8 protein-coding genes are annotated in these 15,327 nt (G+C 53.9%); 7 read left to right on the forward strand and 1 reads right to left on the reverse strand.

Annotation, left to right across the window (positions count from 1 at the left end):
• The first annotated feature begins 193 nt into the window (after positions 1 to 193).
• Together H7F20_RS07350 and H7F20_RS07355 are read left to right on the forward strand one after the other, a co-directional pair.
• Positions 194 to 1,105, forward strand: coding sequence for a CPBP family intramembrane glutamic endopeptidase (locus tag H7F20_RS07350; RefSeq protein ID WP_185785454.1), 912 nt, complete (start codon positions 194 to 196; stop codon positions 1,103 to 1,105).
• Positions 1,106 to 1,333: 228 nt separating this feature from the next.
• Positions 1,334 to 2,155, forward strand: coding sequence for a hypothetical protein (locus H7F20_RS07355; RefSeq protein ID WP_185785455.1), 822 nt, complete (start codon positions 1,334 to 1,336; stop codon positions 2,153 to 2,155).
• A gap of 178 nt (positions 2,156 to 2,333) precedes the next feature.
• Here H7F20_RS07355 and H7F20_RS07360 read toward each other — a convergent pair whose 3' ends face one another.
• Complete coding sequence (locus tag H7F20_RS07360; protein ID WP_185785456.1) at positions 2,334 to 3,935, reverse strand: peptide chain release factor 3; 1,602 nt, start codon at positions 3,933 to 3,935, stop codon at positions 2,334 to 2,336.
• A 375-nt stretch (positions 3,936 to 4,310) separates the two neighbouring features.
• Between H7F20_RS07360 and H7F20_RS07365 the strand changes: the two genes are divergently transcribed.
• The 5 genes from H7F20_RS07365 to H7F20_RS07385 form a co-directional block, all read left to right on the forward strand.
• A complete protein-coding gene (locus H7F20_RS07365) occupies positions 4,311 to 7,799 on the forward strand; it encodes a gliding motility-associated C-terminal domain-containing protein (RefSeq protein WP_185785457.1) in 3,489 nt (1,162 codons plus the stop codon).
• 5 nt (positions 7,800 to 7,804) lie between these two features.
• The gene (locus H7F20_RS07370) at positions 7,805 to 8,755 is read left to right on the forward strand and encodes a type IX secretion system membrane protein PorP/SprF (protein ID WP_185785458.1); all 951 of its coding nucleotides are present in this window, start codon (positions 7,805 to 7,807) and stop codon (positions 8,753 to 8,755) included.
• A gap of 13 nt (positions 8,756 to 8,768) precedes the next feature.
• Positions 8,769 to 10,727: an OmpA family protein gene (locus H7F20_RS07375; protein ID WP_185785459.1), complete on the forward strand. Its 1,959-nt coding sequence runs from the start codon at positions 8,769 to 8,771 to the stop codon at positions 10,725 to 10,727.
• Positions 10,728 to 11,010: 283 nt separating this feature from the next.
• Positions 11,011 to 13,509, forward strand: a complete 2,499-nt coding sequence (locus tag H7F20_RS07380; RefSeq protein ID WP_185785460.1) for an Ig-like domain-containing protein — start codon at positions 11,011 to 11,013, stop codon at positions 13,507 to 13,509.
• Positions 13,510 to 14,073: 564 nt separating this feature from the next.
• Positions 14,074 to 15,327 (forward strand): hypothetical protein (locus tag H7F20_RS07385; protein ID WP_185785461.1); only part of this gene is annotated, 1,254 nt, incomplete at its 3' end.

Consider the following 15,327-nt stretch of genomic DNA (forward strand, 5'->3'; position numbering starts at 1 on the left):
TTTTATAGTAAACCGCGCTGGGAAGCGCGGTTTTTTTATTTGAACAGGGTCCATTTGCAATCGGGTCCATTTGAAAATTCATAGATGGATCGGGTAGACTGCCAGTGGGTATTGCAGCTGCCCAAAACGGGATAGGTTGTAACGTTTTACCCCCTATACCGTCTCATAAGTAATCAATCAATAAACAACCATCATGTTTACCAACCCTGCTGAAGGGCGCCTGCGAGCTGGCTGGCGTATCCTGCTCTTCGTTCTTTTATTTTGGGTCTTTGCTGCCCTCATTTTCGTTCTGAAACCAGTGTTTGGCGATATCACCAAGCGGGAGTACCTGAGCCGGTACAGCCTGGTAATCGTTGCTGTACTTGCCTTTGCTGCCTCCGTGGCGGTTGCTATAGCCCGCAAGTATCTCGACAAAAAGAGTTTTCGATCCCTGGGCCTTGGGGGAATCCGACGGGCTCTACCGGATGTATTATTTGGTTTTTTCCTCAGCGCGGCCATGGCCGGCGGCTTTCTACTGGTGACCCTTGCCTTCGGGTTGGTGGAGATTACTGCTATTGGTATGCCTGATACCCCGGGCCCCGGCCTATGGGATTCCGGCTTTGGGGACTATATCCAGGTGATGAGTGGGGGAGTCCTGTTTTTTTTGTTAATGGAACATATCCTGGTGGGCTATTGGGAAGAACTCGTATTCCGGGGGTACCTATTTGACAACCTATCGGATGGGATGGGCCAAAATCTCGCCATCGGTATTTCCTGCGCCATATATGGCCTGATACATGCCACGAACCCCAATGCCGGGATTCTTTCCACCGGCATTATCATGTTTTTTGGTTTTCTGCGTATTTATGGCCTGCTCGCCACGGGATTCCTTTGGCTTTCCATCGGGATGCACATTGGCTGGAATTTTTTCCAGGGCCCGGTTTTTGGTTTTGGTGCCAGCGGGCACCAAATGGCCTCCTTGTTGGAGTTGGAGATCAGCGGCCCGGATTGGGCGAGTGGTGGTGAATTTGGACCTGAGGGGAGTTTGCTGATTCTCCCGATCCTGGCCCTGGCCTTACTGACAATGCGCTGGTGGGGTTCCCGGAATAAACCTTTGGGTAACTGAAATCCTGCGTATTCCGATTTGATAATGCACATGCAGTAAACAGACGGAAATTAAGTTTTCCACGTTTAATTGCCACTAACTCCTAAAAAGGAAACTCAGCGACCAACCCCTACATCAAGGAGCGGGTTTTTTATTTATCCGGCTCTGCCGGGGATTCAGGGACCGCTTCAGATGACCTTTGTCATACGCATTCTTCCTGTAAATCCCTAGTTTGCCTGAAATCGGGAGATGATGGCAAAAAAGCACCTGCGGCAAGGAAGCATTTGGCGGTCCCTGCTGGCGCATATTCAAGACGATTGGTACAAATATGTTTTTGAGGTAATCGTAGTTATCCTGGGTATCCTGATAGCTTTTGCCCTGGACAGCTGGTATGATAACGCTATCCGGAAGTCCCTCAGCCGGTCCTATGCCATTTCGCTGATTTCGGACCTTGAAGATGATATATCCGATGTAAATGAAGTCCGTACCGTGATGGCGGAATACATCGACCGGATTGACAGCCTGGCGGCGTATGTCCGGAGCGTGGATGCAGGACGCCTCGCCAACCTCGACTTATTTCCTTTGGTACTGAGCGCCAACAGACCCTATTCCTGGAACCGGGTAACCATAGACGACCTGAAACAATCCGGGATTCTGCGGAATACAGGCAACGAAAAACTCTCCCGTCTGATAGGCGAATACGAGGCATTTACCAAGCACATGGAGGAGGATTACAGGGTGGACCTCAACGCCCAGCAACACGTCCTCGCCCTGGCCGATGGCATTGTGGATCTGAATTATCCGAATTTCGTCGATTTGGCCACGGAATACTGGAACCCGAACACCTACCGTATCCATACCGGTGATTTCAGCCATTCGGAAGCCTATCTGGCGGCCAGGGAATATCCGAATGAATGGGTGATATCCGACACCGCCAGGGTCAGGGAAATGGTAAACGGCTACCTGAGATTGCGGTTTTTCCTGAATGTCCGGACGAATCTGGAGCTGCCAAAACTGATATCCCAGGCCGAGGAAATCATTGCGCTGCTGGAGTCCGATTACCTGGATTGAAAGGGGGCGACCGGTTTTTGCGACCGGCAGGATTCCCGACAACCCCCGGTGTTTTTAGGGCCTATCTTGTTTTCAAACCAGATGGCAAGCGTTATGACCAGGTATCCGTTTATTGTTTTATTATTCACACTTTTGTTCCCAATCACCTGTGGCTACGCCCAGGTCACTGCACCCGCAATCAGGCCTCCTGCGGCTCGAATTCCGAGGTAAAGTGCAACTTTACATCAGGGTATTTCTGCTGGGTCATTTGAAGGGAAAAGGCCGAATCGGCCAGGAAGACCAGTTGCCCACGCTTGTCGCGAGCCAGGAATTTCTGTTTGACACGGAGGAACTCCTGATAGGATTCGCTTTCGGGATCCTTTGCCTCCACCCAGCAGGCCTTGTGCGCCGGAAAGTTCTCATAGGTACACCGCGCGCCGTATTCGTGTTCCAGACGGTATTGGATCACCTCGTACTGCAGGGCCCCGACCGTCCCAATTACCTTCCGGCCGTTCATTTCAAGGGTAAAGAGCTGGGCAACCCCTTCGTCCATCAGCTGGTCGATGCCTTTTGCGAGTTGCTTGGATTTCATGGGGTCTGCATTGTTGATATAGCGGAAATGCTCGGGGGAAAACGATGGGATCCCCTTATAATGCAGTTCCTCCCCTTCGGTAAGCGTATCCCCGATCTTGAAATTCCCGGTATCGTGGAGCCCCACGATATCCCCCGGGTAGGACGCGTCCACGATTTCTTTTTTCTCCGCAAAGAAGGCATTGGGGCTGGAGAATTTCAGCTGTTTCCCGAGGCGGACATGGAGGTAGGGTTTGTTCCTCTCAAAGGTGCCGGAAACGACTTTGACAAAAGCCAGTCGGTCCCGGTGTTTCGGATCCATGTTGGCGTGGATTTTGAACACGAAGCCGCTCATCTGCTCCTCCGAGGGCTGAACCAGCCGCTCCTCGGATTTTTTGGGTCGCGGGGGCGGTGCAATCTCTATAAAACAATCCAGCAATTCGCGGACGCCGAAATTGTTCAGTGCCGACCCGAAGAATACAGGTTGCTGGATCCCGGAAAGGTAGGCCTGCCGGTCAAAGGGCGGGTATACCCCCTGTGCGAGCTCGAGGTTTTCCCGTAGTTCCGCGGCGGCATTCGTGCCGATCAGTTTTTCGAGCTCCGGGTTATCCAGGTCATCGAAAGCGATGGATTGTGCCACTTTCTTCTTGCTGCTGCCCTGGAAAAGGTTGAGGTTTCGCTCGTAGATGTTGTAAATGCCCTTGAAGTCATAACCCATGCCAATGGGAAAGCTCAATGGCGTGACGCTGAGGCTGAGCTTTTGTTCCACCTCATCCAGCAGGTCGAAAGCGTCTTTTCCCTCGCGGTCCAGCTTGTTGATAAAAACGATCATCGGGATGTTGCGCATGCGGCAAACCTCCACCAGTTTTTCGGTTTGTTCCTCCACGCCCTTGGCCACATCGATCACTACAATAACGCTGTCCACCGCCGTTAACGTCCGGAAGGTGTCCTCTGCAAAGTCCTTGTGGCCGGGGGTATCGAGGATATTTATCTTCTTGTCCCTGTAGATAAAAGCCAGGACGGAAGTGGCTACGGAGATCCCCCGCTGCCGCTCGATTTCCATAAAATCACTGGTGGCCCCTTTTTTGATCTTATTGCTTTTTACAGCCCCTGCTTCCTGTATGGCACCCCCGAAAAGCAAGAGTTTTTCGGTAAGGGTGGTTTTACCTGCATCCGGGTGGGATATAATGCCAAATGTGCGGCGTTTTTCAATTTCGCTCTTAAAACTCACGTGTCGGAAAATTTGCGCAAAAATACCAAAAAGGAAATGAACACGGCTATGGGTTGGGGATTCTACTTCACATGGGATCGTTTACAGGAATTTTCGGTCAAAATGGCAACCAGAAGAGCTTTTGATTGTTAATATCAGACCCCCTGCTACTTCGATGAAATGTGGATATCTTCCTATAAATGAAATGGATAAATTCCCGCCAAAAACCGTTTATCGATAAATGCGGCAGTTGGCGGATATTGTGGATTATATCCGTTTAAAACAATTTGGTTCCGGGCTATTTAGCACTATCTTGCATCGTACTTTTGGCACCCCAATCTGCCAGTAGAACCTAACCACAATTGCCATGGTGCTCGTTACTCTAAACGACCATCTATGGAACAACTTTACCCCAACCTTTTTTCCAAATTCCGTTCCGGTATCCTGGCACTTTCCGTAGTGTTGATACTTTCCTCTTCCTTTTTCATGCTTTCCTTTTCCGAAGCCGGCCTCACTTTAACAACAGACCCGGTTGCGCTCGATTCGGACGGAGACGGGGTTCAAAACCAGGATGATATTGACGATGACGGGGACGGCATCCCGGATGCCATTGAAGATTTGAATGCGGATGGCGACAATAACCCCGCAACCCAGCCAACAGATACCGATGGGGATCAGGTTCCGGATTACCTCGATCTCGATTCGGATAATGACGGCATTTCAGACCTGATTGAGGCGCAATCCCCTCTCAGTCTGGTGCAACCGTCGGGTAACGATATTGATGGAAACGGGCTCGATGATGCCTTTGAATCTTTCCCGGGAGCCGGGGAGGGACTCAACCCGGTTGACACCGAATCGGATGGGGTTGCTGATTTCCGGGATCCGGATTCGGACAATGATGGCATCCTTGACAGTGTAGAGTCGAGTGTGCTCAGCACCGATTTTAATTGTGATGAAATACCAACCCTAAGTTTTGACCAGGAACCCGTCCAAGTATCCGGCAACGGCTTTGAAAAAAATGCCGTCTTCCGCTTCCCTGGTATTGCAATGGGGCTGGATGGGTTGATAACCATTGAGTCGCTCGAGGGAGCTGAAATCAAAACCCTGGACCAGAATGCCACCGACCCGGGGTATCTCAAGCCTGAAATATTCTTCACTACTTCCGAAGGACAGCGTCGCCCATATGCAGATTTAAGGATTACCCTGGTTGCCGCAGGGACTACCACTCCTGTAGTTCAGGAAGAGCTCATCGCCAATTTCCTGGATGTGGATGGCAACGAGCGCTATCAGGAATTCAACCGGTTCGATACCCCGGCCCGTTACACATTTGACAATCCAACGGAAATCCTTGTCAACAATACAATTGGCGGGTTACTCATCAACGGAGGCCTTATGGAATACGACGGCATTTCGAACCAGAATCCAAGCGTTAACCTGGCGGTCGAATTTGTCAACATTTCCACTTTTGTATTCCGCTTAGGTATACAGGCCTCTGTGGATGAAAATTTTACCACCTCTGTGGCCCGTCAGTCGGGGATACAATTTTCCTGCCTTGATAACTTTCTGGATCCGCAAACTGTAAATTTCAGCCAGGATGTAGATAGTGACGGGGATGGCTATCCGGATCGCGTGGACATCGACTCGGACAACGACGGCATCCCGGACAACGTGGAAGGACAGCCCACCGACGGCTATGTGCCCCCGAGCGGCACGGACAGCGACAACGACGGCCTGGACGACGCCTATGAGGGTACCGGCAATTCAGGTGTGACCCCCGAGGACACGGACGGGGACGGGACACCGGACTACCTGGACGGCGATTCGGACAACGATTTGGTGCCGGACAACAACGAGGGGAACGACTTTAACTTCGACGGGGTACCCGACCAGACTTTTACCGGTACGGATACGGACGGGGACGGCCTGGACGACGGCTATGAAGGCTCAGACGTCAATGACGGCTTTGACGTGAACGACGAGATCGACAACCCGGCGGAGGACCTGCCGGATACCGATGGGACGGAAGATGTGAACTACCGGGACCCGGACGATGACGGGGACGGCATCGATACCATTGATGAGGACGCCGACGAAGATGGCGACCCGACCAATGACGACACGGATGGGGACGGCACCCCGGATTATTTGGATCCCACTGGCGGAGCAGGAGATGACGAAGGGGGTGATGACGATGATAATGACGGAGTCCCCAATACCATCGACCTGGACGGCGACAATGACGGGTTGCTCAATACGACCGAAGACGCCAATACCGACGGGGATAACAACCCGGCTACCAATCCTACGGACTCCGATGGGGACGGCTACCCGGATTACCTGGACATCGACTCGGACAACGACGGCATCCCGGACAACGTGGAAGGACAGCCCACCGACGGCTATGTGCCCCCGAGCGGCACGGACAGTGACAATGACGGCCTGGACGACGCCTATGAGGGCGCCGGCAATGCGGGCATTACCCCCGAGGACACGGACGGGGACGGTACACCGGACTACCTGGACGGCGATTCGGACAATGATTTGGTGCCGGACAACAACGAGGGGAACGACTTTAACTTTGACGGGGTGCCCGACCAGACTTTTACCGGTACCGATACGGACGGGGACGGCCTGGACGACGGCTATGAAGGCTCCGACGTCAATGACGGCTTTGACGTGAACGACGAGATCGACAACCCGGCGGAGGACCTGCCGGATACCGATGGGACGGAGGATGTGAACTACCGGGACCCGGACGATGACGGGGACGGCATCGACACCATTGATGAGGACGCCGACGAAGATGGCGACCCGACCAATGACGACACGGACGAAGACGGCACCCCGGATTACCTGGATCCCGACGGGCCACCGACAGGACCGGATACGGATGGGGACGGTGTACCGGACGCCATCGACCTGGATGACGACAACGACGGTGTCCTGGATACCCGTGAGGACCCGAACACGGACGGGGACGACGACCCGCTGACCAACTTTGCCGACGGGGACGGTGACCTGTTCCCGGACCACCTGGACATTGACTCGGACAATGATGGCATCCCGGACAACGTGGAGGCCCAGACAACGGCTGGCTATATCCCTCCCAATAACGACGATGCTGCCACCTATGCGGCCAACAGCGGGGTAAATTCGGCCTACCTTGACGGGCTGGACCCTGTAGACACGGACGGGGACGGGACACCCGACTACCTTGACGGCGATTCGGACAATGATTTGGTGCCGGACAACAACGAAGGGAACGACTTTAACTTCGACGGGGTGCCCGACCAGGCATTTACCGGCGTGGACACTGATTTTGATGGCCTGGACGACGGCTACGAGGGCCTGGATGCGGACGACGGCTTCGACGTGAACGACGAGATCGACAACCCCGCCCTGGACCTGCCAGATACCGACGGCACGGAGGATGTCAACTATCGCGACTTCGACGACGACGGGGACGGTATCGATACGCCGGACGAAGACCTGGACGGCAACGGGGACCCTACCAATGACGATTCGGATTCGGACGGGACGCCGGAATACCTGGACCCGGACCCGACCATCGACCCGGACGGGGAGATCATCGTATTCCAGCTGGTCACGCCCAATAACGACGGCCAGAATGACTTCCTCTTTATCGAAAACGTGCAGCTGGCGCGGAACAACTCCCTGAAAATTTTCAACCGCTGGGGCGTTTCAGTCTACGAGGGTACTAATTACAACAACCAGAACAATGTATTCGACGGACGCTCCAAAGGCCGCTCCACTGTTAATTCAGAAGGGTACCTGCCTTCGGGGGTATATTTCTATATCTTTGAATACGATTTGAACCAACGACGGATCACGGACAGCGGCTACCTGTACGTCGGGAATAAATAATGAACATGCGCAAGATTGCACGCCCGATTTCCCTGCTGTTGCTAGCCCTGGCGGCAACCCTGGGCCATGCCCAGCAGGATGCCCAGTATACGCAGTACATGTACAATACCATGACGGTGAACCCGGCTTATGCGGGATCCCGGGGGCAGTTGAGCGTGGCTGCGCTCTACAGGTCCCAGTGGGTGGGCCTGGAAGGCGCCCCCAAAACCTTTACGCTCAATATGCATTCCCCCATCCGGAATTCGCGCCTGGGGTACGGGATATCTGTGGTCAATGACAACATTGGCGATGGGGTAGTACAGGAAACCTACGTGGATGGGGTCATTTCCTATACCATTGATGTTTCCCGGGATGCCAAGCTCTCCTTTGGCCTGAAGGTGGGTGGAAACCTGCTGAGCCTGGATTTTACAGGATTGGCACGTTACCAGGAGGAAACCGTGGATGCGGACAATATCGACAACCGGTTTACGCCCAACTTTGGCCTGGGGATCTATTACCATACGGACCGTTTCTATGCGGGGGTTTCCGCCCCAAACCTTTTGCAATCCGAGCATTTTGACAACTCGGACCAGCAAGGGGAGTCCGACCAGTTCCTCTCGGTGGACCGGGTGAACTTCTACATGATTACCGGGTATGTGTTTGACCTGAACCCCAATATGAAATTCAAACCGGCACTTCTGACCAAGGTGGTAAGCGGTGCGCCGCTGCAACTGGACCTGTCCGGGACCTTCCTGTTCAACGAGAAATTTTCCTTCGGAGCAGCCTACCGGTGGGATGCGGCGGTCAGCGGTCTCATCGGCTTCCAGCTCAACGAGCAACTGATGATCGGGCTGGCCTATGACCGGGAAACAACGGAACTGGGCGGTACGCAGTTCAACGACGGGTCTTTCGAACTGTTTGTCCGCTGGGAACTCATCCGGTCGTTCCAGCGGATGATTTCACCTCGTTTCTTCTAAATATCAAAGAAACATGAAGCATTTTTGTTCCATCCTTCTGATCTCCCTGCTGGGAAGTGGCATCCTGAATGCCCAGCAGCGGCTTGTTGAGCGTGCGGACCGGCAATACACCGACTATTCCTTCAAACCGGCCCAGGACATCTATCAGAAAGTGGTGGACCGCGGGTACGTAACGGCAGAACTGTTGCAACGACTCGGAAACACTTACTATTTCAACGCGGATTACGAAAAGGCAGCCGAATCCTACGGCCGGCTGCTCGAGGAATTTGAAGCGGAGGCCACCCCGGATTATTATTTCCGCTACGCCCAGGCGCTTCGCAGCACCGGGAAGCTGGACCGTGCCGATTCGATCATGCAGCGGTTTACGGAAATCACGCGGGCCTCGTCCGATGCCCGGGCGGAACTTTTTGAAGCCAACCGGGATTACCGGGCAGAGATTGAAGCAAATTCGGGCCGCTACGACATGACCCCCTTTGTGTTCAATTCCCGCTACTCAGATTTTGCCCCGTCCCTGACCGGAGAGGGGCTGTTATTCTCGTCGGACCGGGATACGGGTAACCTGGCCCGGTACCGCCACACCTGGAATTCACAGGATTTCCTGGACCTGTACGAAGTATCCCCGGATAGCGCCCGGGGCCATCGGGTCACCAAGGTGGAAGGGGTGAATTCCCGTTTCCACGAATCGACCTCCGCCCTGAGCCCGGATGGGAATACGCTTTATTTTACCCGGAACAATGTCCGGGAGGGCAAGTTCGCGCGCGACCAGGAAGGCTTTGTGCGCCTGAAGATCTACCGGGCCGAAAAAATTGACGGGGTATGGTCAACCATCGAGGAACTTCCGTTCAACAGCGACAGCTATTCGGTAGCACACCCGGCCCTCAGCGCGGACGGCAAGGTGCTGTATTTTGCCTCGGATATGCCCGGGTCCCGCGTGGGTAACGGGGATTCCCCGGCGCAGTCCGACCTATGGCGGGTTATCATAAAAGAGGACGGTACCTTTAGCCAGCCTGAAAACCTCGGGCCGAAAATCAACACGGAAGCCCGGGAAACCTTTCCCTTTGTCAGCTCGGAAGGCATCCTCTATTTTTCCTCTGACGGGCATCCGGGCCTTGGGGGGCTGGATATCTTTGCGACTAAACTGGATTACCTGCCCTGGAAGGGATCTGTCCAAAACGTGGGCAAACCCGTTAATTCGGCCTGGGACGACTTTACCTATGTGATTTCAGATGAGACGCGGGAGGGCTATTTTGCATCCAACCGTCCGGAAGGTATGGGCGGGGACGATATCTACGGCTTCATCGAGACGCGTCCCCTGCAGTTTGAGTGCATCCAATCCATTACCGGTACGGTACGGGACAAGATCACCAATGAAGTGCTTGCTGGCGCAACCGTCCGGATCATCGACGAGCAAAACAACGAAGTGTCTTCCGCCATTACAGATACAAACGGCAACTACGAGATTACCCTGGATTGCAACCAGGCGAATTTTGTCCGGGCGTCCCGGGAAGGCTACATACCGGCCGAGGAGTACCTCTCCCCATCCGACGGGAAGCCCCGGGTGGTGGATTTCTACCTGGAGCCTGAATCTGTCACGGCTGGATACGGAGATGACCTGGCCAAGCTCCTGCAGCTGAGTACCATCTATTTTGATTTCGACAAGGCGGTCATCCGCCCGGATGCAGAGATCGAGATACAGAAGGTGATCGCGGCCATGGAGAAGTACCCCAGCCTGAAGATCAAGGCGAATTCCCATACGGACAGCCGCGGACCGGCAGCCTATAACCTGAACCTGTCCCAGCGGCGGGCAGATGCCACCGTGCGGTATATGATCTCCAAGGGGATCGCACCCGAGCGGCTGCAGGGGGAAGGTTTCGGAGAAAGCCGCCTGATCAACCGCTGTGTGGACGGGGTGCGTTGCTCCGACGAGGAACACCAGCTCAACCGCCGTTCGGAGTTCATCATCTTTGAATAGGAGCCTGCTGATTTTCTGCCCTTGGCTTGGGATGTCGCGCGATATCCTGATAAATCGGGCGCTTCCGGAGCCCCATTTCATGGCGCCTGATCGATGAAATACGCATATCTGCTTGCGGAATTTTCTGTCACACTACATCTTTTCGTATTCCGACCCGGTTTTATCGCCGTTTCACAACATAAAAAAGGCGTTGCCTCAGGCATGGTCTATATTTGAAACCATCACGGAAAACAAGGTTCATTGCCTTTGGTTCGCGCAATCAAGGTCTGCCAAACATCCACAAATGGTTTTTTATATCCATAGAATTCGTTCCAGGAGCCATGCCTCAGGCATACCGGCCCTTATCCCTTTATTTTTCCTTTTCATATTCACCACACCCGTCCTGGGCCAATCCGGAGTCGGTGCCCAATTTGGCATTGAGGCGGATGCGTATTCCGGGGACGTGCTTTCCGGACCCACCACAGATGACTGGTTTTTCGGAGGACTAAGCGGATCTGGGGTAGTGGATGAAGCCAGTGCAACCGCTATGGGGTATGCGGCTCAGCTTGCCGCCGGCAATAATATCGCTTTTGACCTGGACCAGAGCATCCCGAATTATGCCACAAACAATGGCTATATCTGGTACTCCACCCGGTTTGGGAGAGATCATATTTCCTCAACGAGTAATGACCAATCGGTTTTTATAGCTGGAAAAAATGGGGATAACCCCATGCTTGCCTGGACTAATGGTAACGGGACCGTCCCAGACAAAACGGATATTGTGGATATGGGGGTTCATATGCGGCGAGACGGGGTGGATGTCACTGACGACCTCTGGGTGAATATGATGATATCTACCCTGTCTTCAAACGGAAACCATTTTATCGATTTTGAATTATTTGTATCCGAGTTGCAAACTTCGGGAGGCGGTTTCCAGAATTCGGGACCGGACGAAGGCCATACGGCCTGGCGCTTTGACGCATTCGGCAACGTAACGACCATTGGCGACATGATCGTGGGATTCTCCTATAGCGGGGGAGGTGTTACAGGGGTTGAAGTCCGCCTTTGGGTGGAGCGTACCGAGTTTGCCCCCGGGACGTCTCCCGGAGGCACTTCCACGTTTACCTGGGGTACCAATATTGATGGTGGCAGTACCTACGGATACGGACAGATCGTGGTTCCGGCTGGTTCACTCCTGAGCAATGTAAATACATTAGCTACCGCCGCACCCCCCTGGGGCACCACAAACACCTCGGGATACGATACCAGTTACCAGGCGGGTTACATGGCCGAGGTGGGAATAAACTTTACCCAACTGGGATTCGATCCCCGGGCCTTATTTGGTAGCGGGGCAGCCTGTGATTCACCATTCAGCGCTATTCTGAGTAAGTCCAGGACTTCCTCCTCATTTACTTCCTCCCTAAAGGATTTTGCCGGGCCGTATGTCTTCCTGGGGAGTGCCGCGGATACACAGGTCAATACCGCGATTGCAGATCCCGGGGATTTTGATACTTGTACCTCGGGCGAAACAAGGACCCTCCAGGCGGAATTTTTATCTGCCTCCGCAGAATACGTATGGTACTCCCTCACGCCTGGGGTAGTGTTTCCGGACAATGGCTTGTCCGAAATCCGCGGGGTAGGCATGGATAATGTAACTATCGATGCGGCCGGGGATTACCAGTTGGGAATCGCACCGCTTGAGGATTGCTCGCCAACCACCGATCCTTTGGATATTATCCAGGTGCGCAACATTCCCTGTGCTTTCCCGGACAATTATACCTCCACCGAAGGTGCAAACCTCAATATCGCTGCCGCCGGCCTTCTAGGAAACGACCTGGATGACGATTCCGGGGATGTTCTGTCTGTGAGTACGACACCCGTCAGCAATGTATCCAATGGCACCCTGGTGCTGGCTGCCGATGGCGGATTTACCTATTCGCCGGACCCGGGGTTCACAGGAACGGACAACTTTACATATCAGGTTTGCGATTCCTTTGGTTTATGCGATACGGCTGCTGTAACGATCACGTTGTCAGATGATAATGATTTGGATGGGGTGGGGGATACACAGGACGAAGATGACGATAACGATGGGATTACGGACCTGGTCGAATCGGGCGGGGTGGACCCAAGTGCTGATAACGATTCGGACGGGATCCCGAATTACCGCGACCCGGACTTCTGCACCCTCAATGGGTTTGGTATATGCGCCAACCTGGACCCGGACGGTGACGGACTTGCCAACCACATGGACCTGGACAGCGACGGGGACGGGTGTCCCGACGTCCTCGAAGCCGGTTTTTCAGACGGGGATTCGGACGGCATCCTGGCAGATGCGCCTACCTCGGTAAACGCTGCCGGCCGGGTGACAGGGACCAATCAGACAGACGGCTACACGGCTCCAGCCGACCGGGATTCGGACCTGACGGATGATTTCCTGCAGGCCGAAAGCGCTGCCAGTGTAACGGGTCAACCAACCAACCAGGTTTTACTGGCCGGGCAGAACGGTGCATTCAGTGCCATAACCGATCAGGCAGATACCTATCAGTGGCAGGTCAGCACAAACGGGGGGGGCTCCTTTACAGACCTGGTCGATGACGGCACGTATTCCGGTACACAGACAGGGACGCTGACACTGAACGCTGTGCAGCTAACCATGAATGGATACCTCTACCGTGTTCGCGTTGATAACCCTTCCTATGTGTGCGGTACGGAGGCCATCTCCAATACCGGGACGCTCAGCGTCCGGGTGGGCTCCGTAATTACCAACCGGCGGATTACCTATAGGGTCAACCGGGATTAGCCCGGTTTCCTCAGCCGGATTTCCCGATGGGTACTTCCCATGCCTCACGCACTTGATTTATCGCTGTTAATCGCGTTGAACGCCGAAGATATTACCCCGTTGGTCCAGAGGGTTTTTGAATCCTTTTTCTTACAAAATCAGGCTTTGGAAATGCCCGTCAATACGAGGCTTATCGATTAACGACCTGCTAAAAACGACAGGGTTTCGGGGGTCCTGACTTCAGGAATAAAGCCCTTTACTGTGGAATATGCTCCCTTCACAACATTTATTTCCCGCCCCCCCTGGGTCAGGCTATTATTGTAAGGTTATAAAATACTGTGTTCCAAGCAACACCAACCGAATCAAACCAATGACGAACCAAAATCCGAATAGAGAGATCATTGCAGCCATGACAAAAATCGTGGTATTTCCCCCCAATGTCTTGAACGCTTTAAAACAATCCCTTTTTGACCCCAAAACGGGTTTTTATCAAAAAGGAAAACCTTCGGGAATCCAATCCATTTAGGCTTCCATAAGCGCTCTGCCATGACTTTCAACAAGCTTTTTACCGATAATCCAGGTATCATGAAAAAATTCAGCTTATTGCTCTTCCTGTTGCTTCTGTCCGCCACAGGGTTTGCCCAAACCACGGTAAATCTTGCAGATCAGTGCAACTGTGAGGTGCTGAGTGGTACTGCCGTGACCGCTCCGGGCCTGACAACTCCATCAGGTGCGGATACCGGAGACATCTACGTCAACACGAATACCGGGACCATCTATTTCTGGGACGGGAATTCCTGGGAACTGACATCCAGCGATTCCAACACCAGGAATGCGTCCATGGGGGTTGTCGGAACGAACCTGGTGCTGACTGACAGTGATGGGAATACCCTTAGCGTGCCGGTTGCGGATATCGTGGCCTCGGTTACGGATACCAATACGACAAATACTTCGGTTGCCGTTTCGGGCACGGACCTGGTGATCACCGACAGCGATGGGAACGCCGTGAGTGTTCCGGTAGCCGATATCGCGGCCCTCACAGATACGAATACCACCAACGCCAGCCTGACGGAGGACGGCACCAACCTTAATCTTACGGACAGCGATGGCAATACGGTGAGCATCCTCCTGTCCGACCTGGCATCCGTCCTGGACACGAATACCACGAATGTAAGCTTTTCGGTGGCCGGCACCGACCTCGTAATTACCGACAGCGATGGGAACATCGTCAGCGTGCCCCTTGCCGACATTGCAGCCTTGGTGGATACGGACGACCAAACCGCGGCGGAGGTCAGTTATGACAATACCACCTCGGGGCTGGCCGGTACCACCGTACAGGATGCGATTGACGAAATCAACGCAGCTACAGGAAATGTATCCCTCACCGATAACGGTGACGGGACATATGACTTTACTGACGCCGCTGGCAATGTCACCACCATTACGGACACCTCGGTATCCACCCTGGTAGACAGCGGGGGCGGGACGTATACCTATACGGACGAAGCCGGGAATGTCCAGCAGATATTTACGGAAGCCGCCACCAACCCGTATGACAATAGTGCATCTGGTCTTACGGCGAACAATGTTCAGGATGCGATCGACGAGATCAATGCGGCCGCAAGCAATGTGTCCCTCACCGATAACGGCGATGGGACGTACGATTTTACAGACGCTGCAGGGAACGTAACCACTATCAGCGATACATCCCTTTCCACCCTTACGGACAACGGGGACGGCACCTTCACTTACACGGATGAGAACGGGGCCACCACGATCTTCGATGCGAAGATCGCCACGGTACTGGACAACGCCGACGGCACCTATACGCTTACGGAT

Origin of the sequence: Robiginitalea sp. SC105, from assembly GCF_014243345.1 — a bacterium.
GTDB lineage: Bacteria > Bacteroidota > Bacteroidia > Flavobacteriales > Flavobacteriaceae > Robiginitalea.

What these genes read in the sequence shown, in the direction of transcription:
- H7F20_RS07355 (WP_185785455.1), top strand. Translation starts at nt 1,334, where the DNA reads ATGATGGCAAAAAAGCACCTGCGGCAAGGAAGCATTTGGCGGTCCCTG.
- H7F20_RS07370 (WP_185785458.1), top strand. Translation starts at nt 7,805, where the DNA reads ATGCGCAAGATTGCACGCCCGATTTCCCTGCTGTTGCTAGCCCTGGCG.
- H7F20_RS07350 (WP_185785454.1), top strand. Translation starts at nt 194, where the DNA reads ATGTTTACCAACCCTGCTGAAGGGCGCCTGCGAGCTGGCTGGCGTATC.
- H7F20_RS07380 (WP_185785460.1), top strand. Translation starts at nt 11,011, where the DNA reads ATGGTTTTTTATATCCATAGAATTCGTTCCAGGAGCCATGCCTCAGGC.
- H7F20_RS07375 (WP_185785459.1), top strand. Translation starts at nt 8,769, where the DNA reads ATGAAGCATTTTTGTTCCATCCTTCTGATCTCCCTGCTGGGAAGTGGC.
- H7F20_RS07365 (WP_185785457.1), top strand. Translation starts at nt 4,311, where the DNA reads ATGGAACAACTTTACCCCAACCTTTTTTCCAAATTCCGTTCCGGTATC.